Origin of the sequence: Kitasatospora sp. NPDC048715 (genome assembly GCF_043198905.1) — a bacterium.
GTDB classification, from domain to species: Bacteria; Actinomycetota; Actinomycetes; order Streptomycetales; family Streptomycetaceae; genus Kitasatospora; species Kitasatospora lactacystinica.
Genome location: NZ_JBICVH010000005.1, coordinates 61500 through 83738 on the forward strand (window position 1 = coordinate 61500; position 22239 = coordinate 83738).

General features: G+C 72.9%; 20 protein-coding genes and 1 pseudogene. 12 read left to right on the top strand and 9 right to left on the bottom strand.

Going from position 1 to position 22239, the window contains the following annotated elements; all coding sequences use genetic code 11:
• Positions 1-27 precede the first annotated feature (27 nt).
• The 5 genes from ACGFSC_RS11190 (at position 28) to ACGFSC_RS11210 (ending at position 5939) form a co-directional block, all read left to right on the top strand.
• The gene (locus tag ACGFSC_RS11190; RefSeq protein ID WP_359899090.1) at positions 28-879 is read left to right on the top strand and encodes a 3-hydroxyacyl-CoA dehydrogenase NAD-binding domain-containing protein; all 852 of its coding nucleotides are present in this window, start codon (positions 28-30) and stop codon (positions 877-879) included.
• Between the two features lie 29 nt (positions 880-908).
• Entirely contained in the window at positions 909-1160 is a 252-nt protein-coding gene (locus ACGFSC_RS11195; protein WP_359899092.1) for an acyl carrier protein, read from the top strand.
• An 89-nt stretch (positions 1161-1249) separates the two neighbouring features.
• Positions 1250-2455: a hypothetical protein gene (locus ACGFSC_RS11200; RefSeq protein WP_359899094.1), complete on the top strand. Its 1206-nt coding sequence runs from the start codon at positions 1250-1252 to the stop codon at positions 2453-2455.
• Positions 2456-2457: 2 nt separating this feature from the next.
• Positions 2458-5145: a condensation domain-containing protein gene (locus tag ACGFSC_RS11205; protein ID WP_359899095.1), complete on the top strand. Its 2688-nt coding sequence runs from the start codon at positions 2458-2460 to the stop codon at positions 5143-5145.
• A 260-nt stretch (positions 5146-5405) separates the two neighbouring features.
• Positions 5406-5939, top strand: coding sequence for a hypothetical protein (locus ACGFSC_RS11210; protein WP_359899097.1), 534 nt, complete (start codon positions 5406-5408; stop codon positions 5937-5939).
• A gap of 78 nt (positions 5940-6017) precedes the next feature.
• Here ACGFSC_RS11210 and ACGFSC_RS11215 read toward each other — a convergent pair whose 3' ends face one another.
• Positions 6018-7571, bottom strand: a complete 1554-nt coding sequence (locus ACGFSC_RS11215; protein ID WP_359899099.1) for an alpha/beta hydrolase — start codon at positions 7569-7571, stop codon at positions 6018-6020.
• A gap of 334 nt (positions 7572-7905) precedes the next feature.
• On the bottom strand, positions 7906-9495 hold the full coding sequence (locus ACGFSC_RS11220) for a ricin-type beta-trefoil lectin domain protein (RefSeq protein ID WP_359899101.1): 1590 nt from the start codon (positions 9493-9495) through the stop codon (positions 7906-7908).
• A 548-nt stretch (positions 9496-10043) separates the two neighbouring features.
• Between ACGFSC_RS11220 and ACGFSC_RS11225 the strand changes: the two genes are divergently transcribed.
• The gene (locus ACGFSC_RS11225) at positions 10044-10484 is read left to right on the top strand and encodes a hypothetical protein (RefSeq protein WP_359899103.1); all 441 of its coding nucleotides are present in this window, start codon (positions 10044-10046) and stop codon (positions 10482-10484) included.
• A 607-nt stretch (positions 10485-11091) separates the two neighbouring features.
• Here the strand turns inward: ACGFSC_RS11225 and ACGFSC_RS11230 are convergent.
• From ACGFSC_RS11230 to ACGFSC_RS11240, 3 genes are all read right to left on the bottom strand, one after another.
• On the bottom strand, positions 11092-12687 hold the full coding sequence (locus ACGFSC_RS11230) for a hypothetical protein (protein WP_359899104.1): 1596 nt from the start codon (positions 12685-12687) through the stop codon (positions 11092-11094).
• A 706-nt stretch (positions 12688-13393) separates the two neighbouring features.
• Positions 13394-14257 (bottom strand): serine hydrolase, encoded by an 864-nt coding sequence (locus ACGFSC_RS11235; RefSeq protein WP_359899171.1) that lies wholly within the window; start codon positions 14255-14257, stop codon positions 13394-13396.
• Positions 14258-14358: 101 nt separating this feature from the next.
• Positions 14359-15306 carry a LysR substrate-binding domain-containing protein gene (locus ACGFSC_RS11240; RefSeq protein WP_359899106.1) on the bottom strand — a complete coding sequence of 316 codons (948 nt, stop codon included), beginning with the start codon at positions 15304-15306 and terminating at the stop codon, positions 14359-14361.
• A gap of 177 nt (positions 15307-15483) precedes the next feature.
• Here ACGFSC_RS11240 and bla point away from each other — a divergent pair, with 177 nt between their 5' ends.
• The gene (gene bla, locus ACGFSC_RS11245) at positions 15484-16440 is read left to right on the top strand and encodes a class A beta-lactamase (protein WP_359899108.1); all 957 of its coding nucleotides are present in this window, start codon (positions 15484-15486) and stop codon (positions 16438-16440) included.
• 76 nt (positions 16441-16516) lie between these two features.
• Here bla and ACGFSC_RS11250 read toward each other — a convergent pair whose 3' ends face one another.
• A complete protein-coding gene (locus ACGFSC_RS11250; protein ID WP_359899110.1) occupies positions 16517-17368 on the bottom strand; it encodes a LysR substrate-binding domain-containing protein in 852 nt (283 codons plus the stop codon).
• An 81-nt stretch (positions 17369-17449) separates the two neighbouring features.
• Between ACGFSC_RS11250 and ACGFSC_RS11255 the strand changes: the two genes are divergently transcribed.
• Both ACGFSC_RS11255 and ACGFSC_RS11260 read left to right on the top strand, forming a co-directional pair.
• Positions 17450-18370: an MBL fold metallo-hydrolase gene (locus ACGFSC_RS11255; protein WP_359899112.1), complete on the top strand. Its 921-nt coding sequence runs from the start codon at positions 17450-17452 to the stop codon at positions 18368-18370.
• Between the two features lie 23 nt (positions 18371-18393).
• A complete protein-coding gene (locus ACGFSC_RS11260; protein WP_359899114.1) occupies positions 18394-18534 on the top strand; it encodes a hypothetical protein in 141 nt (46 codons plus the stop codon).
• A 503-nt stretch (positions 18535-19037) separates the two neighbouring features.
• Here ACGFSC_RS11260 and ACGFSC_RS11265 read toward each other — a convergent pair.
• The gene (locus tag ACGFSC_RS11265; protein WP_359899116.1) at positions 19038-19535 is read right to left on the bottom strand and encodes a hypothetical protein; all 498 of its coding nucleotides are present in this window, start codon (positions 19533-19535) and stop codon (positions 19038-19040) included.
• Positions 19536-19892: 357 nt separating this feature from the next.
• Between ACGFSC_RS11265 and ACGFSC_RS11270 the strand changes: the two genes are divergently transcribed.
• Positions 19893-20216 (top strand): hypothetical protein, encoded by a 324-nt coding sequence (locus ACGFSC_RS11270; RefSeq protein WP_359899118.1) that lies wholly within the window; start codon positions 19893-19895, stop codon positions 20214-20216.
• 131 nt (positions 20217-20347) lie between these two features.
• Positions 20348-20674 (top strand): annotated as a pseudogene (locus tag ACGFSC_RS11275) (hypothetical protein); the annotation flags it as partial.
• Here ACGFSC_RS11275 and ACGFSC_RS11280 read toward each other — a convergent pair.
• Complete coding sequence (locus ACGFSC_RS11280) at positions 20625-20939, bottom strand: hypothetical protein (RefSeq protein ID WP_359899120.1); 315 nt, start codon at positions 20937-20939, stop codon at positions 20625-20627. The pseudogene ACGFSC_RS11275 and the gene ACGFSC_RS11280 overlap by 50 nt on opposite strands.
• Positions 20940-21163: 224 nt before the next feature.
• Positions 21164-21328, bottom strand: a complete 165-nt coding sequence (locus ACGFSC_RS11285) for a hypothetical protein (RefSeq protein WP_359899122.1) — start codon at positions 21326-21328, stop codon at positions 21164-21166.
• Positions 21329-21666: 338 nt separating this feature from the next.
• On the opposite strand from ACGFSC_RS11285, the gene ACGFSC_RS11290 reads away from it, so the two are divergent.
• Positions 21667-22146, top strand: a complete 480-nt coding sequence (locus tag ACGFSC_RS11290; protein ID WP_359899124.1) for a hypothetical protein — start codon at positions 21667-21669, stop codon at positions 22144-22146.
• The last annotated feature ends 93 nt before the right edge of the window (positions 22147-22239 follow it).

Sequence of the window (22239 nt, forward strand, 5' to 3'; positions counted from 1 at the left end):
CTTCTATCCCGCAAAGGTGGTATCCCCGTGAGCATCCGAACCGTAGGCGTGATCGGCGCCGGCACGATCGGCCGCGGCGTCGCCCAGTCCTTCGCGGAGTCCGGGTTCGAGGTGATCCTCGTGGACATCTCACTGGCTCAGCTCGACAGCGCGGTGGCCCAGATCGGCCGTGACCTGCTGGTCCAGCCGATGCTGCTCGGCAAGCCGCTGAAGGAGGACCCCAAGACCGTCCTCGCCCGGATCACCACCGGCACCGAGCTCACCTCGCTGGCCGACGCCGACTTCGTGGTCGAGAACGTCACCGAGGACTGGGACATCAAGCGCAGGGTCTACGAGCAGATCGACACCATCTGCCGCCCCGGAGTGATCTTCGGCGTGAACACCTCGGCCGTGCCGATCACCCGGGTGGGCTCGGTCACCGGGCGACCGGCCGAGATCCTCGGGCTGCACTTCATGAACCCCGTCCCGATGATGGACACCGTCGAGGTTGTCAGCGGCCACTTCACCAGCGAGGAGACGCTGAACACCGCGCTCGGGCTGCTGTCGGACATGGGCAAGGAGGGCATCGTCGTCCAGGACGCCCCCGGCTTCATCACCAACCGGGTCCTCATGGTGACCATCAACGAGGCCGTCTTCTGCGTCCAGGACCAGATCGCCTCGGCCGAGGACGTCGACAAGATGTTCCGCGGCTGCTTCGGCCACAAGATGGGGCCCCTGGAGACCGGCGACCTGATCGGCCTCGACACGATCCTGAACTCGATCACGGTCATGTACGAGAGCTACAAGGACAGTAAGTACCGCCCTGCGCCCCTGCTCCAGAAGATGGTCGACGCACGACTCCTGGGCCGCAAGACCGGCCAGGGCTTCTACACCTACTGATCCTCGAACTACCCAAGGAGAAACCTGATATGACGAACAACGACGTGCGCGCCCGGGTCCGCGAGTTCCTCGCCCCGCACCTGGCCGGCCAGCCGCTCGCCGACAACGACGACTTCTTCGCCCTCGGCTACGTCAACTCCCTCTTCGCGATGCAGCTCGCGCTCTTCGTGGAGAAGGACTTCGCCCTGACCCTCGGCCCGGCGGACATGGACTTCGACAACTTCCGCACGGTCGACGGTCTCGTCCGCCTGGTCACGTCGCGGACGGCTACGGCGGCCTAGTCCCTGGTCCCACCTACGGACGCGCGGCGGCCACGCCGCCGCGCGCCGGCCCGTTCGACCGTTCTCCCACCGGCGAGGAAAGAACCACGATGACGCACCCCGACGAGGTCCTCACCCGCATCGACCTTCGCAGCCCGATTCCCGGAGCGCTGGCCGCCGAGATCGAGCGCCGACTCTTCTTCGTGTCGCCCGAGATCACCGGCTTCGTGGTGCCCGTGGAGGGCGACGAGGTGCGCTCCGTGACACTGCGCTCCGGGCAACCGCTCCCGCACGACGCCCTGACCGAGAAGGTCAACTCCATGGTGGACAACGACGTCCGGAGGCAGTGGGTGACGCCGGCCAAGGCCGTCTGGACCTCGCCGCACCAGCGCACCCCGCACCAGGACGTCTTCGAACTCCTCTCCGGGACCGGCGCGGTGACGGAGGTCGGTGAGGGTCAGGTCGCCGTCGGCGAGCCGCTGCTCTCCCTCTTCAGCTACTTCGACCGGGCCGTCTGTGACCTGCTGGCCGAGGACCACGAAGTCCGGGAGTACCGTTACCCGACTCTGATCAGAACGAAGGCGCTGGAGACGGCGGGCTACTTCAAGGCCTTCCCGCAGCACCTGATGTTCGTCACCAGGCTGCGCAACGACCTGGACGTCTACCGCGCCTTCCAGGAGCGGCAGGCCGTCACCGGCATCGACTCCGCGGTGCTGGACTCCTGCGGCAACGTCGACTACTGCCTGCCGCCCACGATGTGCTACCACACCTTCAACCAGTACAGCGACCGCACACTGGAGGCGGGCCGGCTCCACGTGGTCACCTCGCGCGGCAAGTCGTTCCGCTTCGAGGCGGCATACGCCACCAGCCTGGAGCGGCTCTGGGACTTCACCATCCGGGAGATGGTCTTCATGGGCTCCCGGGAAGACGTGCTGGACTCCCGTGAGCGCTTCATGCGGAAGGTCTTCGTCTTCGTCGAGGAGCTCGGCCTGAGCGGCTTCTGCGAGGTGGGCAACGATCCGTTCTTCTGCGGCGCGGACACCTCCGAGCGGATCTGGTCCCAGCGGCTGATGGAGCTCAAGTACGAGCTGCGGCTCCACGTCGCGCCCGGGAGGACGATCGCCGTCGGCTCCTTCAACTTCCACGACGACCTCTTCGGCAAGGCTTTCGGCATCGACCACGGTGCGAACGGCCCGGCCCGGAGCGGCTGCGTCGGATTCGGCCTGGAGCGGCTCGTCTACGCCTTCCTCTGCCAGTACGGCCTCGACACCGCGGCGTGGCCCGCCCAGGTCCGCACCGCCGTCAGCGGGAGCTGACCATGAGCGAGAAGGAGGGCCGCGCCCCGCGAGGCCAACGGGAGGAGATCCTCTGCGCGGTGTTCGCCCAGGTGCTCGGGCTCGACCGGGTCACCATCGACGACTCCTTCTTCGAGTTGGGCGGCCACTCCCTGCTGGCCACCCGGCTCGCCGGTCGCGTCCGGGCCGCTCTGGACGTGGAGGTCCCGGTCCGGACGATCTTCGAGGCCCCGACCGTCGCCCAACTCGCCGAGCACCTGGAGCAGGGCTCCGGCAGCCGACGCCCGCCGCTGCGCCCCCGGGGCCGTCCGGCGGAGATCCCGCTCTCGCAGACCCAGCGGCGCCTCTGGTTCCTGAACCGCCTGCACGGCGCGGCCGGGCACTACAACATGCCGATGGCCTACCGGCTGCGCGGCGACCTCGACCTGTCCGCCCTGCGACTCGCCCTCGACGACCTGGTCACCCGGCACGAGAGTCTGCGCACCGCCTACCCGGACTGGGACGGCCGACCCCAGCAGGTCGTCCTGGACCCGGACGAGGCCCCGGTCGAGCTGCCGGTCGACGGCGTCACCGAGGCGGGCCTGTCCGAAGCGCTGAGCGCTGCGGCCGGTCACGCCTTCGACCTCACCGCCGAGACGGCACTGCGGGCCCGGCTGTTCCGGCTCTCCGCGGACGAACACGTCCTGCTCCTGACCGTCCATCACATCGCCTGCGACGGATGGTCGCTGCTCCCCCTGAACCGCGATCTGGCACTCGCGTACGCCGCGCGCCGCCTCGGGCAGGAGCCGGCCCGGCCCGAACTACCGGTCCAGTACGTCGACTACACGCTCTGGCAGGACGATCTCCTGGGCGCCCCGGAGGACCCCAACAGCCTGGTCAATCGCCAGCTCTCCTTCTGGGAGGGCGAGTTGGCGGGAATGCCCGACCGCCTACGGATCGATGTGGCGGCCCCGCGTCCGGACACCCCCTCGCACCGGGGCGGTCGGGTCCCCTTCCGCGTCACGCGGGCGACCCACCGGGCACTGCACCAGCTGGCGCGGGAGACCGGCACCAGCGTCTTCATGGTCGTGCAGGCCGCCCTCGCGACCCTGCTCACCAGGCGCGGAGCCGGGACCGACATCGCCATCGGCATCCCCACCGCCGGGCGCACCGACGAGGGCCTCGACGACCTGGTCGGATTCTTCGTCAATACGCTGGTGCTGCGCACCAGGACCGACAGCGACCCGACCTTCCGGGAGCTGCTGTTCCGGGTGCGCAGCACGGACCTGGCGGCCTTCGCCCACCAGGAGGTGCCGTTCGACCACGTGGTCCAGACCATCAACCCGCCGCGCTCCCCCGCGTGGCACCCGCTCATCCAGGTGATGCTCGCATTCCAGAACAACGCGAGCGCCGAGCTCCGCCTTCCCGGCCTGGAGGTCCGGGCCGAGCCGGTGACGGAGGGGATCACCCGCTTCGACCTCCGCTTCGAGCTGTTCGAGGGCTTCACCGAACAGCGGAGGCCGGACGGCATCGACGGCAGCCTCACCTACGCCCTCGACCTGTTCGTCCCCGCGGAGGCCGAGCGGCTGGCCCGGGAGTTCACCGAGCTGCTCGACGCCGTGGCCGCCGCTCCGGGTCTGCGGCTGAGCGAACTCGGCGGGGCAGCCGTCCATGAGCCGACCAGCGGCCCGTCCGCCGGGCCGGAGCCCGCCGCCGCGGACGGCGTCCGGATCGCCTTCGTCTGCTCCCCCTACGGCCAGCAGTGGGTCGGCATGGGGCGGACCCTGTTCCGCACCGAACCCGCCTTCCGCTCGGCCCTGGAGGAGTGCGACGGCGAGCTGGCCCGGCACACCGGCTGGTCCCTCGTCCACGAGCTCTTCCTCGACGAACCCGAAGCCAGGACGAACGACGTCGGCGTCATGCAACCCATCGTCTTCGCCGTCCAAGTGGGCATCGCCCGCTGGCTGGAGGAGGCGGGCGTCCGGCCGGCCGCTGTCACGGGTCACAGCGTCGGCGAGATCGCCGCCGGCGTCATCGCCGGCATCCTCGACCTGCCGGACGCGGTCCGGCTCGTCCACCACTACAGCGACCAGCAACGCCGCGTGGCCGGCCCCCACAGCGGCATGGCCGTGGTGGAGCTCTCGGCCGTCGACCTCTCGAAGCACCTGCGAGGGCTTGGGGGGAGCGTGTCCGTCGCCGCGCGGAACGGTCCGCGGACCACCGTGCTGGCCGGTGACCGGTCCGAGTTGGAGGCCATCGTCGCCGAGCTCCAGGCCGCGGACGTGCTGTGCGCGATGGTCCGAGTCGACCTGCCGGCCCACAGCCCGGCGATCGATCCGATCCTGGCGGACCTCGAACGGGCCGTAGGTGAGCTCACCCCCAGGCCCGGCCGGATCCCGATGATCTCCTCGGTCACGGGGCAGGCGCTCGACTGGCGGCAGGCCACCGCGGGCTACTTCGCCCAGAACCTGCGGCAGCCCGTCCTGCTGGCCGACTCCACCGCCGAGCTGCTGACGGGCCATGACGTAGACGTACTGGTCGAGGTCAGCGCTCACCCGGTGCTCGCCCCGGCCCTGTGGCAGAGCGTCGAGGAGTCCGGTAGCGCCGCGACCGTCCTGACCACCATGCGCCGCGGCCAGGACGACCGGACGGGCCTCATCGAGGTACTCGACGCCCTCGAACAGCTCGGCCTGAGAGTGGGTTCCCCGGGCCGGCGGACCCGGTCGGCGTAGATCCGCGACCGCGGGCATCCCGTTGGCGCCGCGGGCTGCGTCACTGCTCGGAGATCACCGGCGGAGCGCAGCAGTCACCGGGACGACGGCGGGCCGGGGCGGGACCCCGAGGTGGGCCCAGTGCGCGAAGACCGTGGTGAGCGCCGTTTCGGAGCCGGCCCGGCTCTGGTCGTGTGCGTCCCGTCCGGGGCCGGCGCATCGCGCTTGTGCCGGGCACGGTGCCCCGGCCATGATGTGCCCTCGCGAACAAAGGAACGAACGTGAACGTCCAGGTGGAGTACGACGCAGCACCTGAGGAGCTCGCCGCCGCGGTGAGAGCCAACCTTCCCGCACCGGCAGTGCGCTGGGCGGTCGCCGGCGCCTGGTTGCTGCTCTCACTGCTCTGCCTCGCAGCGGGCGGTGTCCTCTTCGCGATCGCCGCGCTCATCGCCTGCCTGCTCCAGGTCCAGAACATCACCGTGGTCGCCAAGAAGGTCGCTTCTCGTGCCGCCCAGCGCCAGGCGGGCCCCACATCGGTCGCGTTGACCGACCAGGAGGCCGTCATCCGCACGGCGTCCGGGGAACTGAGGTTCCCGTGGACGTCGGTCACCCGCGCCACGGACACTCCCCTGGCCTGGTCGATCCTGGTGAAGAGGCCGGGCGGAGCGCCCGTGGCCGCGACCGTCCTCAAGGCGGCCTTCACCGACGCTCAGGCCGCCGACGTCACGGCCGCGCTCACGCGGCTGACCAGGACCAAGGTCAAGGTACGCGGGTCGAATGCCCTCGGCGTCGTCTCCGGAGCCCCGGCCCGGTAGCGGTCGGGGCGGGCGGCACCGGCCCACGCGGAGCCGGCCTGGCGGACCCTGGCGGGGTCCGCCAGGGGCCGGTTCTTCCTACGAACGGGGTGACGGGCAGTCGGCGTCGTGGGCGGGGAGGACGCCGTCGAGGAGGTAGCGGTCGACGGCGGCATCCACGCAGGTGTCGCGGGGGGCGAACAGGCCCGCGTAGACGGTGTGGCGGAAGGCCCCGCGCAGGGTCACGAGCCGGGAGCCGGTCAGGGCGCGGTGGGCGGAGAGCTGGCCGGGGTAGGTGGCGGCCGGGTCGCCGTCGGCGCCGACCAGCAGGACCGGGACGGCGTTGCGCACCCGGGTGGGCGGTTCCGCGGGCTCGGCGGGCCAGAAGGTGCAGGGGGTGAGGTTGCGGGTGAGCGGGCCGAACAGCGGCTCGTCGGCGCGGTGGGCCTGGATGTCGCGGTAGTAGGCGAGCGGGTCGCGCGAGGCGACGCGGTCCGCGCACATGATCGCGGTCTGCGCGGCGGCGTAGCCTCCGGTGTCGGGGGACGCCAGGCCGGTCAGCACCGCCTCCAGCAGCGCGGTCGGCCGGGCCGGCCGGCCCTCGGCGGCGTCGAGCAGCACGCGCGCCAGGGCGGAGAACTCCTCGTAGGCAGCGTCGTCGTCGCCGGCCGACACCGTCCACAGCACCTGCGGCAGCGCCCGGGCGTCGACCCGGTGGGCGCCGACCGCCAGCGGGGCGCGTTCGGCGGCCAGGCGCACCCGCTCGACCGAGGCCAGCACCTCGGCGGTGGTCGCGCCCAGGTGGTGGCGGTCGTCGTGGCCGGCCGCCCAGGCGGCCCAGGCGGTGAGCGCGGCCCCCATCGCGGGGCCCTGGGTGGCGGTCAGGTCGGGACCGAAGCGGTCCGGGTCCATGGCTGCGTCGAGCACCGCCCGCCCCACCCGGTCGGGGAACAGTTGGAGGTAGACCTCGCCGAGGTAGCTCCCGTAGGACGAGCCGAGGTAGGCGATCGTCGGCTCGCCGAGGACGGCGCGCACCAGGTCCAGGTCCCGGGCGGTGTTGCGGGTGGAGGCGTGCGGCAGCAGGGCGCGGTACGGAGCGCAGCGGGCCGCGAGGTCCTTGGCGAGCTCGGCGGCCCGGTCGAAGCCCAGCCGGTCGGGGCCGGCCGCGCCGGGGCCGGCCGTCGGCCAGCCGCAGTCGAGGGGGGTGCTGGCGCCGACGAAGCGCGGGTCCATGCCGACGATGTCGTAGCGGGCGCCGAGGGCGGGGGCGGCCTGCCGCAGGGCGAGGGCGAGCCCGCGGGCGGGGACGCCGGGGCCGCCGGGGTTGTAGAACAGGGTGCCCAGCCGGTGGGCGGGGTCGGTGGCGGGCAGTCGGGAGAGGGCGATGCCGAGCGTCCGTCCGTCGGGACGGCGGTAGTCGAGGGGGACGGTGACCTCGGTGCAGCGGGCGCCGGCGGCGTCGAGGTCGGCGCCGGCGGTGTCGTCCGGGCCGCTCGCGCAGGGGTGCCAGAGCGGCTGCTGGCCGCGCAGCGCGGCGAGCGGGTCGGCGGTGGCGGCCGGCGCGGTGGCGCCGAGTGCCGGTGCGGCCGACGCGGTGAGGAGGGTCATGACCAGCGCCGCCACAGCGGCGGCCGTCCTGGCGGCGCGGATCACGGTGTCTCTCCCGGGGTGCCTCGGCGGGCCGTCGGGGCGACCGTAGGCGACCGCGACGGTCGGGCGCGTCCACCGCCGGTACCGGCCTCCCCCGTCGAAGTGCCCCTCCGGATCTGCTACTTCAGGACCACTCGCGGCCGCGGATGCGATCGCGGTCACCGGCACCGCCCACGATCCCGGCTGGAAGGCCGTCTTCGACCGCCATGCACCCTCGCCGCCGACGGCGGGGCGACGGCGCGTTCCACGAGCCGCTCGCGGCTGAGCCGGCCGAAACCGGAAGGTGGCCGTGGCCTCCGGCCACGGCCACCCCATCACTGTCGATCCGGAGCTGCGGTCAGGCCTGTACGGCGATGAGCTGGAACTTCTCGTTCGGGTCGCCGTTGCAGTCCCACAGGACGATCGGGGTGTTGTTGTTCCAGACCGGGCCGCCGCCGGCGACGTTCAGGCAGCGGTTGCTGGCGGGGTTGCGCAGCTGGCCGTCGGCGGTCCACTCGAACTTCTCGTTGCCGGAGGAGGCGCTGCAGTCGAAGAGGATGATCGAGTTGCCGTTGTTCCACGGCCCGGCACCGGCGACGTTCAGGCAGCGGTTGCTGGCGTAGTTGTAGAGCAGCCCGTCGGCGGTGAGCTGGAACAGCTCGTTGTTCTCGCCGTTGCAGTCGAACAGGACGATCGGCGTGCTGTTCGGCCAGGTCGGGCCGGCGCCCGAGATGTTGAGGCAGCGGTCGCTGGCAGGGTTCTTGATCCGACCGACCGGGTGGGGGATCTCGTTGTCGGCGACGGGCTGGAACTTCTCGTTCGGGTCGCTGTTGCAGTCGAACAGGACGATCGGTGTGCCGTTGGCCCACGGGCCGGCGCCGAAGACGTTGAGGCAGCGGTTGCTGGCGGGGTTGCGCAGCTGGCCGTCGGCGGTCCACTCGAACTTCTCGTTGCCGGAGGAGGCGCTGCAGTCGAAGAGGATGACCGGGTTGCCGTTGTTCCACGGCCCGGCACCGGCGACGTTCAGGCAGCGTCCGCTGGCGGGGTTGCGCAGCAGCCCGTCCGGGGTGAGCTGGAACTGCTCGTTGCTGGCGCCGAGGGTGCAGTCCCAGGCGATGATCTCGGTGCTGTTCGGCCAGGTCGGCCCGGCGCCCTTGAGGTTGAGGCAGCGTCCGCTGGCGGGGTTGAGGATCTCGTACGACCGGCTCGTCCGGGCCGACACCCACGCGGCGAGGTCGTCGACGCGGGTGGCGTAGGCGCCGGTGCGGGTCTCGGTGGCGGGGGTGTCGAGGCAGCCGCCGCGCCAGGAGCGGGAGGCGACGGCGACCAGCTCGGCCTTGCCGTTGACCTCGCGGACCACCGGGGCGCCGGTGTCGCCCTTGCAGACCGCCGCGCCGCCCGTCCCCGTGATGCCGACGCCGGTCGGGTTCACGGTGTCGAGGCTGAACGAGCCGGTGTGGGCCTTGTCCGGGACCCACTCGGACTTGGTGCGCCCGAACCCGGTCACCGTCAGCGACTGCCCGGCGACCGGCGCCGAGGTGCCGACCGTCAGCGGCGTGACACCCTGGACGGGTGTGGCCAGGCGGGCCATCACCAGGTCGCGGCCCTGACCCGGCACCAGCTCGACGACCTGGGTCGACTTCGCGCCGACCGTGGCGGTGGTCTTCCACTTCGGCGCGCCGGCGGCCAGCGCCTGCGGCTGCGCCGGGTCGTCGGAGAAGCAGGACGCGGCGCTGATCACCCAGAATTGGTCGATCAGCGCGCCGGTGCAGCCGCGCAGGCTGTCACCGATCACCAGGCGCGCGGTGGTGGCGGAGGCGCCGGCCGCGGCCGCGTCGCCGACCACGGCGCCGGCCGGGGTCGTGCCGAGGGTGGACAGTGCACCGGCGGCGAGAACGGCGGTCAGCACACCCGCCCGTCGGGAACGGAACCGGGACTTGCGGGACATGGGGCTTCCTGTCGTGGACCCTTCCGGTGGCGCGGAGTCGGCGGTCGGGACGGCGTCGGCCGAGGCGGTGGGGGCGGCCCCCGGGCCGGTGACGGCGATGGCCCCGCCCCCTGCGACGGGCCGGCGATGTTTCTCTGTGCGCATTTCCTTTTCCTGGGTAAGTTTGTATCAAAGACGGCGCAAACTAGGACAGTCCGTGGGTGATCGATATGAATTGACGTGATATCGACGTCGGTTCGACCTCGACTCGGTTTGCCGAGCCCCCAACTTTCTGAGCGCCCGTCATGTATGGCGGCGCAGACTCTACATGACGTCATGAAGGTTCTGTAGGTCGCACATGAGCCGCGCACCAGCAGATGGGTCATACCTGATCCGATCGACAATTGGGGGGCGAAGCGGTGAAAAACGAAATACCGAAGGCAAACCACAAGGGATATGCGCTTTACCGCCCCGCGACGATTCTCGCGACACTCACCGGCCTCGGCGGGCTCATCGCGTGGTGAGAAATCCGCTTGCCGGGGGCGCACAGGCTGCGCGGATACTGCGGCATGAGCAGAATCGCGCAGGTGATCGTGCTGGCGTTGTACGCGGACGAGGCCATGGAGCCGTTGACGCGGGAGGACTCGCCGCGCTGGCGCTTCAAGCCGCTCGATCTGTTCGCCGGCGGGTGGGTGATCGAGTTCTACGGGCTGCGCCACCGGAGCGGGCTGCTCCGGCAACTGGAGTCCCTGGCATGGCCGCACCCGGAGAGCGTGCAGGTGCTGATCCACGACGAGGAGGACGACTGCTACGGGCTGTGGATGATGCGGGACGGCGCCCTGACCGAGGTGCCGCTGCCCGGCCACCGGCGGTACTTCGATCCCGTGTCTCGCGACCCCTCCCGAACCGACCCGCCCTCACCGGGCTACCTGTGGCGGCCGGAGACGGCGGCGGGGGCCTTCCGGGAGGGTGCCCGCACCTCGCCCCTGGATCCGCGCCCCGCCTGGTGAAGCCCATCGGACCGACCTCGCCCCCGTCCACCGGGGCGGGCGGCACCGGCGGGCCCGGGCCGCGGTCGTGCCGCGCCGTGGGGGGTCGCCCGCCGGACGGCGGGCGGCAGACGCCTGGGGCCGGTGTGCGCCCTCGGCGGGCTGCGGCACCGGCTCCAACGGTCCTGGCGGCACGTATCAGGCGGTCGAGGTGATGGCTCGGGTGACGGCCGTGATCGCCGGGGTCGGATGGCCGGGGAGTCGCGCCACGAGAACCCGGCGGAGCAGCATGCGCGGCAGGTCATCGACTCGCCGAGGAGCGCCGACTCAGCCGTTCGGGGCGCACCGCGGTGGTGCGCCCCGAACACCCGGGCGGGGGCGCCCGGGTCCGGCGACCCTGCGCGCCGGCCACCACCTGCGCCCGTGGCCGGCGCCTTCGGTGTTCCGCCGTCAGCCAGGTATGGCGGGCCCGCCAGGGTGGGGGTTGTGCTTCGAGAGGTCGCTACCGGCTGCGGACGATCGCGTTGGCGATGGTCTGACGGGTGGACGGGTGAACGGGTCGTCGCAGTCGCCCGGACGGCGGCGCGGTGGTCGCGGGCCGGTGGAGGCGAACCCGGGGTTGCTCGGCCTACCAGTACTCGATGCGGTCGCAGCGCATGTCGTACTTGTCGTGCGCGTCGTGCTTGTGGTGCTTGATCCTGGTGGGATCGGTGGCGGTGTGGGGGGTGGTGTCGCCGCCCCCGGTGACAACCGCGACGTTGGTGACCTTGTCGTCGGCCCCGCAGGAGACGTCGACCTGCAGTGTGATGGGCGGGTAGCTGCTCCCGGCGGAAAGGACGTCGCTACGGGTGCAGGTGAGCGTGTCCTGGTCGCAGGTCCAGCCCGCACCGCTGATGCTGTCGACCGTGAGCCCCGCGGGGAGGGTGTCCTGCATGGTGACCGTGGTGCCGTCGGTCGGGGCGGCCCCGGCGGCGTTGCCCACGGTGATGGTGTAGGTCCCGTCCCGCCCCTGGGTGAAGTGCCCGGTGTGGGTCTTGGTGACGGTCAAGGACGGGAGCGTGTAGGAGATGATCACCTGGCCGTTGTGGTTCGCCGTCCCGACCGTCGACAGCGCATAGCTCGTGCCGGTACCCGTGGGAGTGGCGAAGCTGCTGCCCCCGCCACCACCGCCACCACCCGCCGAGGTGCCCGCGCCGTTGACGGAGCCGCTGCCGCCGCCCCCGCCGCCGAAGTACCCGCCCCCACCGCCGCCACCAGTGGCGATGCGACTGGCGGCGCAGCCGCCGTCGAAAGTGCCCCCGGTGCCGCCGGTACCGACCGCGGCACCGGAGAACCCGCTCCCCGGAGCGCCGCTCATGGCCGCACAGGGTGGAGCGGTGCCGGCGGCCCCGCCGGGGCCCCCGGTGCTGGTGCTGGTGCTGCCACCGCCCGCGCCCTGCCCCGGCGAAGCCCCAGGGCCGGTGGCAGTTCCCGCGGTACCGCCGGTGGCATCCGGCGTTGTTCCGCCGTTGCCCCCGTTGCCTCCCGTGGAGCCCGCTCCGGTGCCGCCGGAGGCACCGCCGCCCCCGGCGACCACCAGCAGGGAGCCGCCCGTGCTGACGCTGGAGGCCCCGCCCCCGCCCGGGCCTTCGAACTGGAAACCAGTGAGCGGGAAACTCCCCCCGGGGGCACCGCCGTTGAACCCTCCGGCCCCCGACGTCCCGGTGCCGTTGCAGCCCTTGCCGCCGGTGCCGCCGACGTTGACGGTGAAGGTCGTCGGTGCGACGGTCTGCGGCAGCGTGGTCACCACCCGCGCCCCCGTCCCGCCGGTCCCCGTGACGGAACAGGAGGTGCCGGTGTTGTCGGCGCCACCCGCGCCGTCCGCGGTGATCGTCACCACCGCCGCCGCCGGAACCGTCAAGGTCTGCGAAGCGCCGGTGAAGGTGAAGGTCTGCGACGGATCAGCCTGCTGCGCCCGCACCAACCCGGTCCCGACCGGCGCGGCGGCCACCGGTGGAGCCGTGGCCGCCAGCAGCGCCATACCGGACAGCAGCGCGCCCCCCACCGACACCACCCCCGCACCGCGCTCCCCGCGCCGTCCACCCGGGCCGACCAGGTCTGACGCACCGACGGCACCGACCGGGGTCATCCCACCGGCCGGGACCCTGTTGAACGCGGCCACGGGCCGCTGACGGCCGACCCGGTACCACGGCAGGTCGCCCTGTCCACGCGTACGAGCACTCATCCGCGGGTTCACCTCTCCTCACAACAAAGTGCCCCGCGCCCCCAAGCGACAAGTCACAGGCATGACAGGACACCTGACGGAAAAATCATGACAAACCATAATTAGATACCCCGATCCGATCACTTCGAGGCAGCGAGGCCATGAGAGACCTCGCGTGTCACAACGCCCGCGCGAGCCGGCGAGGAACCGTCATCCGACCAGGTCACTCGACATCCTCGGCGCCCCCACCGAGGCCGAACTGCGAGCGAGTCCGGCCGTCGAGCAGGTACGCGGCCGCCCGCCGCGCCCCTGCACCGACTGGGCCACCCGCAACGCCGCCGCCTTCCGCCGAGCACGACGCGCAGGCGCCCTCGCGCGGGGGGCCGGTGAGACGGGGATGCAGGACGCCTGAACGGCGGTGTGCCGTTGGGTCGGGCTTCCACGCCGGCGCGCGGTGTCGCCGGGGCCGGCTGCCCGAGCGGCCCCGGCGACACCTGCGCGGGTGACCGGCGTCCGGGGCCGTGGCCCGGCTGCCGGTGGGGGTTCTGTCCGGTCCTGGCCGGTCGCGGGGCCGGTGCGGCGGTGCCCGGGCAGGGGGTGGTCGCCGGGCACCGCCGTCCTGCGACCGGCAGGTACCCGGGCAAACGAGCGTGCAGCCGATCCGTCACCCGGATGTCGTGGCCGGGAGGGAGGGCAGCTGGGCATCCTGGGGTGGTCTCGGCCCCGGTCAGCCCCTCGCGCCGGCTGCCGCCCGGGCCCGGAGGGCGTCGACGGCGAGGCGGGCGGTGGTTCCGATGACGGCGTCGGCGGCGGGCAGGGTGATGGTGGTGGCGGCGGCGCGGGTGAAGACGGCGAGGGCGTAGCGGCCGCCGTCGGGGTATTCGACGACGCCGACCTCGTGGCGCAGCGTGGGGAGGGTGCCGGTCTTGCCGTGGACGCGGACGTCGTCGTAGGGGAAGCCGGAGGCCAGGCGGTGCGGCCAGACCTGGAGGCCGAGGAGGCGTCGCAGGGCGGCGCCGTGGTCGCCGGGGCAGGCGTCGCCGTGCCAGAGGGCGGCGAGCAGGGTGGTCATGTCGCGGGGGGTGCTGTGGTTGGTGAAGGCGGGGTCGAGGACCCTGAGGCGGGCGACGACGGCGGGGTCGACCGGGGAGTCGGGGCCGGTGTCCTCGGCGAGGGCGGCGATGAGGTCGCGGAGCTTGTGGACGGCGACGGTGCGGCTCAGGCCGAGGTCGGCCATGGTGCGGTTGACGGTGTCGAGGCCGATCTGGTCCCACAGGGTGTCGGCGGCGGTGTTGTCGCTGACGGCCGCGGTGAGGTAGGCGAGGTCGCGCAGGGAGAGGCGGGCGGTGTCGAGCATGGCGGCGAGGCCGGTCGGCCCGGGGGTGCGGCCGGCGGCGGGGATCTCGACCTGCCGGGTCAGGTCGATCCGTCCGGCGGCGGCCTCGCGGTACAGCGTCACGAGCAGGCAGACCTTGTGGACGCTGGCGGTGCTGACGGCGGTGTCGGCGCCGAGGCCGATCTCGGCGCCGGTGTCGAGGTCGAGCGCGTGCAGCCGGCCGGTGACGCCCGCGTCGGCGAAGGCCGCGGCGATGCGGGTGCGCGCGGCCCGGCTGTGCGGGGTCCGGTCGGCAGCCGTGCGGTCGGCTGTGGTGCGGTCGGCAGCCGTCCGGTCGGCTGTGGTGCGGTCGCTGGTCACAGCGGGAACTCCATTGCGGGCCGGGGGTGGAGCGGGCGGTTGGGCGGCTGGGGCAGCAGGCCGCCGGGTCCGGTCAGCGCCTCGTGGGCGGCCTGGGCGAACAGCCGGACGGCGGGCCCGTCCCGCCCGGCCGGCCAGGCCGTGGAGGTCCGCCAGGCCAGCGGGGTGCCGGTGAGCGGGCGCCAGACCGTGCCCGGTGGGGGTGTGGTGCGCGGCACCAGGGCGATGGCGCTGCCGGTGAGCACGAGCGCGCCCGCGACGTCCGGTCCCGGCGGGTCGACGACGGCCTCGGGGGTGCAGCCGTGCCTGGTGAGCGTGGTGAGGACCTCGTCGTACAGGGCCGGGGCCGTGGCGCGCGGGAAGAGGACCAGGCGCAGGCCGGTCAGTTCGGCCACCGCGAGCTCCGGGCGGTCGGCGTACGGACCGCGGGCGGCGAGCAGGGCGCCGAGCGGCTGGTGCAGGACGGGGCCGAAGGCCAGCCCGTCGGCCGGGCAGGGGTGCCGGACGACGGCGACGTCGACGGTGTGCTGGGCGAGTTCGCGCACCACGGCCGCGACCGGCAGTTCCCGCAGTTCGAGCCGGGTGCCCGGGGAGGCGGTCTCGAAGCCGGTGAGCAGCGCGGCCAGGGCGGCCGGCCCGAGTTCGGGCGGGACGGCCGCGCGCAGGGTGCCGGCCCGTCCGCTGCGCAGGTCGGCGGCGGTGGCGAGGAGGCGGGCGGCGCTGTCCAGCGTCTCCTCGGCCTCGGCGAGCAGCAGCCGGCCCGCCGGGGTGAGGTCGACGCCGCGCGGGCCGCGGTCGAACAGGGTCACGCCGAGTTCGCGTTCGAGGCGCTGGATCCGCTGGGAGAGCGAGGGCTGGGCGATCCGCAGGCGCTCGGCGGCGCGGCCGAAGTGCCGTTCCTCGGCGACGGCGCGGAAGTGGCGGAGGTGCCCCAGCAGGTCCATGGCCAGTAATCATAGGTGTTTTCTTATCGTCCACTTCATGATTGCGGTCTTGGACTGGGTGGTCGGCGGCCTGTTTAGCTGAGCGTGATCGCGCGGATCGCGGCGGTGTGGACCACTACCGCGGGGCGCGACCGCGACCGTGACCGTGACGGCACGAACCACCTGGGGAGACCACCGATGACGCCCGACCTCCGCCGTACCCGCCCCCGTACCGCGCTGCCCGCGGTGGCCCTGCTCGTGGCCGCGCTGATCGGCGGGTGCGGCCAAGCGGGCGGCGCCTCGACGGCGGCGGCCCCCGGCGCGGTGGCCACTGGCGCGACCACGACGGCGGCGGGGGCGGCCTCGGCCGATGCGGCGGACGCCGCCTTCGCGGCGCTCGAGCAGCAGTTCGGCGCCCGCCTCGGCGTGTTCGCGGTGGACACCGGCAGCGGCCGGGAGGTCACCCACCGGGCCGACGAGCGGTTCGCGTTCGCGTCCACGATCAAGTCGCTCGCCGCCGGGGCCCTGCTGCGGAAGGCGTCCGACGCGGACCTGGACAAGGTCGTCCCCTACCGCCAGGAGGACGTGCTGGCGTGGGCACCGATCACCTCGCAGCACGTGGCGACCGGCATGAAGCTGCGTGACCTGGCCTCCGCGTCCATCCAGTACAGCGACAACACCGCGGCCAACCTGGTCATCGCCGAGCTCGGCGGCCCGGCGGCCGTCCAGCAGTCGCTGCGCGACCTGGGCGACTCGACCACCAGCGTCGACCGCACCGAACCCACCCTCAACGAGGCGACCCCGGGCGACACCCGCGACACCAGCACGCCGCACGCCCTCGCCGCCGACCTGCGCCGCTACGTGCTCGGCGACGTCCTCACCGAGGGCCGGCGCGGGCTGCTGACGGACTGGCTGGTCGGCAACACGACCGGCGGCCCGTACGTCCGCGCGGGGGTGCCCGCCGACTGGAGGATCGGCGACAAGACCGGCAACGCGGGCTACGGCACCCGCAACGACGTCGCCGTGGCGTGGCCGTCGGGCGGGCGCAGCCCGATCGTGATCGTCGTCCTGTCCGATCGCGGCAAGGCGGGCGCCACCTCCGACGACGCCCTGATCGCCCAGGCGACGAAGACCGTCGTCAGCACCCTCGGCTGAGCCTCCCCGACCGGGCCGCTGCGCGGCAGGTTCGGCGGCGGTGGGGTCGGCGGCGGTGGGTTCGGCGGCGGTGGGTTCAGCGGCGGTGGGTGGCTGCCGCGATGCGGACGAACGAAGGGATCAGCGGGTTCGGGTCGCCCTCGTTCCACGCCACCACCACACGGCTGGGCGCCATGTCGGCCAGCGGTACCGCGGTCAGTCCCTCGGGCATGCCGTGCCCGAGGGGGGTGATGCCGACCGTGCCGTTCCAGAGCACGGCCTGCCGGCACTCCTGGACGGCCCTCACCGCCGGTCCCCCGCGCGGCCGGCCGCCGGTCCAGTACGCCCCCCACAGCGGGTCGGTGCCGTCCGGGAACCGGAACCAGCACCGGTCCGCCAGGTCGGCCAGCTCCAGGTGCGTGCGGCCGGCCAGGGGGTCGTCGGTGCGCAGCACCGCGCCGACCGGGTCGGTGCGCAGCTCGTGCACGGTCAGGCCGGTCTCGTCGAAGGGGGCGCGGGTGAGGGCGATGTCGACCCGTCCGGTGCGCAGTCCGCAGGTGGGGTCGGTCAGGTCGGTCTCGCGGATGCGGACCTCGATGTCCGGGTGTCGCTCGCGGTAGGCGTTGGCCAGGCGCAGGGCGCCGAGGTCGGTGCCGTCGCCGAGCAGGCCGACGGTGACGGCCGTGGGGCCGGCTTCGGCAACGACGCGTGCGCGGATCCGGTCGGCGCGGTCGAGGAGGGTGCGGGCTTCGTCGAGCAGGACGGTTCCGGCCGGGGTGAGGGTGACGCCCCGGGCGGAGCGGTGCAGCAGGGTGGCGCCGAGGTCGGTTTCCAGCTGCTTGATCGCCCGGCTGAGCGGGGGCTGGCTCATGTGCAGCCGGGCGGCGGCCCGGCCGAAGTGGAGTTCCTCGGCGACCGCGACGAAATAGCGCAACGTCCGCAGCTCCATGCTGCGACGATACCCGTGCGGTATCGGGCACGCGCGAAGAGGTCTTGGACGGCCGGGGTGCCGGGGCGGTGGAATCGAGGCATGAACGACGCATCGCTTTCCGACCCCGCCGTCCACGTGGCCGGCGTCCGGGAGATCGCCCCCGAGCTGCTGGTGGTCCCGGACCGCGGGATCCCGCTGGTTCCCAACATCGGCATCATCGGCGGCACCGAGGCCGTCCTCGTCGTCGACACCGGCATGGGCACCGCCAACGCCGAGCAGGTCCTCTCCCTGGCGTCCGAAGTGGCCGACGGGCGCCGCCTGTACCTGACCACCACGCACTTCCACCCCGAGCACGCCTTCGGCGCGCACGTCTTCCACGGCCGGGCCACCTACCTCGCCAACCGCGCCCAGGCCGAGGACCTGAAGGTGAGGGGAGCGGGCTACCTGGAGATGTTCCGCGGGTTCGGCCCGCCGGTCGCCGACCGCCTCGACGGCGACGTCCGCGTGGTCGCCCCCGACGTGGTCTACGACGACGGGTACGACCTGGACCTCGGCGGCCGCCGCGTACGACTGCGGGCCACCGGCCGGGGCCACACCAAGGGCGACCAGGTGATCGAAGTACCCGACGCCGGCGTCCTGTTCACCGGCGACCTCGCCGAGACCGGGCAGTTCGCGATCTTTCCCTGGTTCCCGCCGCACGACACCGACGTCTCCGGGATCGGCTGGCTGACGGTGATGGAGCGGCTGGCGGCTGACGGGCACCGCACGGTCGTCCCCGGCCACGGCACCGTCGGCGGCCCGCAGGTCCTCGGCGACGTCCGCGACTACCTGCGCGAGCTGCGGGACGAGACCTGGCGGCGGCGCGACTCCGCCATGGGCGGGAGCGAGATCGTGGCCGAGGTCCGGGCCCTGCTGATCGAACGGCACCCCGAGTGGACCGGACAGGAGTGGATCGAGAAGGGCGTCGGCTGCCTGTGCACCGAACACCCCACCGTCACGGACCAGGACCCGACGGACTGAGAAACGGGTGGGATGAGAATCGGGTGGGCGCGGCCTCGCGGGCCCACCGCCGATGCTGCTTCGACCAGTCACCCCGAAAGCGGCAGTTGCTGGACAGCGCGCCCGCCACCGTCGTCTCGGGCGCCCCGTTCGACATCGCCGCGCCCATGGCGCGGGACCTGTGAGCGGCCGGCGTGCCGACCGCCCTCCGGTGCGGCTGGTGCCGACGCACCCTGCCCGGATACACCACCCCCTGACCCGCCCACCACAACAGCGCCGGCGGACACCACGGACGGCCCGGCACGGCCCGCCGCCACCCAACGGCCACCCGGAACGACAGCGCGGTGGCCGAGCCGGCGGGCCGCGCGCCGAAGGCGCCCACCAGCGGCCGGCGGGGCGGGCGGCACTTTCAAGGTCGCGCCCTTGCCCGGCACACAGCGTTGATCACGACGCACCCCGTACGACTGCTACCAGGTCAGGCGAGCTGTTCACGCGTTCTTCCAGGTCGGCTGCCCGCCCAGCCACAGTGGGCCTGCTCGCTGTCTGCGCTCTGGGGGCCGGCACATGAGCACTCCGGCCGATGGCCGCCCGGCCTCGCCGGCGAGGAGGTCGAACCGCGCGGTCCCGTCGGGACCGGAGCGGCCCGCTTCCTCGCCGGCGATTTCACGAACCGGTGATCACCCGGTTGTCAGCCTATCTGGCAGCTGAACCAGTTGGTCCACGTGCCGCTGCTGTTGATGGTGTTGCACCACTGACCGCCATTGCTGCCGGTCAGCCACAGGAGGGGGGAACTGTTGTAGTCCAGGACCCAGACACCGTCCTGGACGTCGCTGCTGTCGCCGAGGAGGTCCCAGCTGGACCACGGTCCGTTCGCGGTGGTCTGGTAGGTGTGCCAGATCCGGCGGTCGGTACCGACGAGCACGTACTCGATCCGGTTGCCCGACCAGATCAGGCGAGTGACCCTGGTGCCGCACAGGTAGGGTGCGGCGGGCGCACCGTCATGGACGGGGGCCGGGCAGCTTCCGCCGATGGTACTTGTGCTGTCCGGGCTTTCGGTGATGCTCTGCACGCTGACGATGGTGGACCCGTTCGGGGCCGGTGCCGCCGACGCCGGTGTGGCGGCGACTCCGAGCGCGAGCGAGGCCGCGGCGACGGCGACTGCGGCGAAAGTACGCATCTTGATCATGGAATTCCCCTCCCGTAGGTGACAGCGGGCCGCTTCCGAATGGAGGCGGCCGCTCTCACCAAGGAGATTAGAAGCCGGAGCCCTCCGGTAGGCGGCTCCTGACGGACGGGAGGACGCGCTGTCAAGAACCGGCGACGCTGCGCCAAGTCGCCGCCTGCCCACCACCCCGCGGACTCCCCCACCGTCCATGCCGGGCCACCGTCCCGGCCCGGCCCGGCTCGGCTCGGCTCGGCCCGCTCGTGGTGGTGGTTCGGAGCCCCTGAGCTGGTCTGCGGTCGAGTCGGGGGGCGGGGAGCCGCCTGCGGCGATGCGCGTCCGTTCCTGGTGCCCGGCGGTGTTGTTCGACAGGATGTTCCGGTGGCGAACCTGACCCGGATCTGGACGATGACCCGTACCAACTTCCGCGCGGCCGACCCGGTCGAGCGGTGGACCGCGCGCGCGGCCTGGGTGGTGTTGACCGCGACGGCCTGGCTGGCGGTGATGTTCACGACCGTCTGGGGGGCCATGGTCGCCGGGGTTCCCACCGGTACCGTGGGGTGGTTGGCGGTCGTCCTCTCGCTGGCGGTTCCCGCCGTCTCGCTGGTCGCCGTCACCTCCGAGCCCGGCGGGCGCCTCGGCGCGCCGGCGTTGACGGTTGTCCTCCTGCTGGCGGCCGCCGTGCTCGTCGTCGCCTTCGTCTGAGTCGAGTTACACGACTCCCGGACGGCCTCTGCGGGTGCGTCCTGTCAGGGTGTTCGCGCCGGGGACGCCCTGAACTCGGTTGATTCGTCGAGGCGTTCGAGAGGCCGGACTGCGGGCTCCCGGAGCGCACGCAGGCGTTCGCCCGGCACGCCGCCCAGGAGTTGGGGGTCGAGGTGCGGGCAGTGGGCACGGTCGAGGAGGCGGTGCGGGAGCGCGACGTCGTGGTCGTCGCGACGAACAGTCCGGTGCCCGCCCTGGGCGCCGGCTGGATCGCACCGGGCACGCACGTGACGACGCTCGGGCCCAGGTCGCTCTCGCGCCACGAGGTCCCCGCCGCCCCGCCCGGTCGTCAGCGCGAAGGCGGCCTTTGCTCAGCATCACGCCGGCGACCGGGCGCAGGTCAGCAGTTCACGATGGTCGAGACGGTCGCGGTCGATTGGGGCCAGCCGGGCTGGTGACGCCGACGCTGGTCAGCCGGAAGGAGACCTGCTGGTCCTGCCAGGCCGGGCTGGCCGGAGTGGCGCGCCCGAACACGTACACCTGGCCTCCGTTGGTGTTGATGCAGGCCCTGATCGTGAGGTAGTTCGGCGCGCCCGGGTCCCCGCAGACGGTGGTGCCCGTCATGCCGGCGACGGATGCGGATGCGGTGGCGGCGGAGGCGGAGGCGGTCTGAGTGCCGGTCAGCGCCGCCGGAGCGGCGAGAACGGCAGCAAGGCGTTTCAAGGGGCCCTCCTTCGTCCGGTTCTCTCGGCGAGCGCTGACAGCACTGTGACATGTCACATGGTTCTTACGGCATTGTGGCAGCCCACCGCGAACAGTGCGCCGAGTTCACTCAAAGACAGCCGTCCTGCCGGACCATCGGTCCGAACGGGAAGCTCGCGCCCACCGGCGCTGATGGCTTCCCCAACCTCCGGGCCGGTGCCCGTGGACCACGGCGAGGAGGTGTTCTACGGCACCAACGGCCGGATCCTGGTCGAGGCGGTCAGGGTCGGCGGGAACCACGCCCGGACGGACACGTCCGACGTCTCGGCCGCCAAGGAGGCGTACCCGGCCGCGCAGCGGGCCCTGACGGAGTGCTCGCCGGAGGAGGCGGCCACAACCGAGCGGTCCACGGACAGCACGTCGCACCGCGCCCCGAACGAGCGGGCCTCCGGCGGAGCCGGGCACGCGGATCGGCTCCGCCGGGCGCGGGAGGGATCCGGGGGCCGATCGGATGAGACGGGCCGGAGCATCCGCGCAGGGCGCGTGGACGGCGGGCGCCGAAGTGATTCTCCGCGATGGAGCGTCCGGGTGACGGCCCGTCATTGCGTGCTAGAACCATCGACGGCCGTGAACGCCCACCCGCGATCACCGCCCCCTGCACCGCCGTACCGCTGCACCGCCGTACCGCTGCACCGCCGTACCGCCGCACCGCGCACCTTCCGGCCGCATTTCCACCGAAGGAGAAAACATGTCCGTCACACGCACCATACGGACCGCGCGAACCGCGCTGCTCGCCGCCTTCGCCGCGCTCACCCTGCTGCTCACCGGCGCCGCCACCGCGACGCCGGCCTCCGCCACCGCCACGGGGCTGGACGACACCTGGGCCTGCTCCGTCCCGTCCGGCTACGTCTACGAAGGGGTCGTCTTCAGCCAGACGTGCAGCGGCGGCGGCAGCTGGAAGTCGCCGCAGTACCACCTGCGCACGCCCGTCGACGGTCTCACCTCCTGCTCGACCGCCCCGGGCTTCACCTACGACTCCGCCGGCTCGTCCACCACGTGCAGCCTGACGCAGGGCGTGCCGTCCACCACCTTCCACCTCCGCACGCCGGTCAGCGGCATGTGGGCGTGCAGCGTCCCGAGCGGTTTCACCTACCGCGCCACCACCTCGAACCTGGACTGCGCCACCGTCCGGGGCGTGCCGACCACCAAGTTCCTTCTGTCCCGCTGACCGGCCGAGCCGGAACGCGGGAACGGGTGGGCCGCCCCGCAGCGGCCGGGCGGCCCACCCGTCGGCCGTGATCGGGTGGCGGGCTTCTCCGCC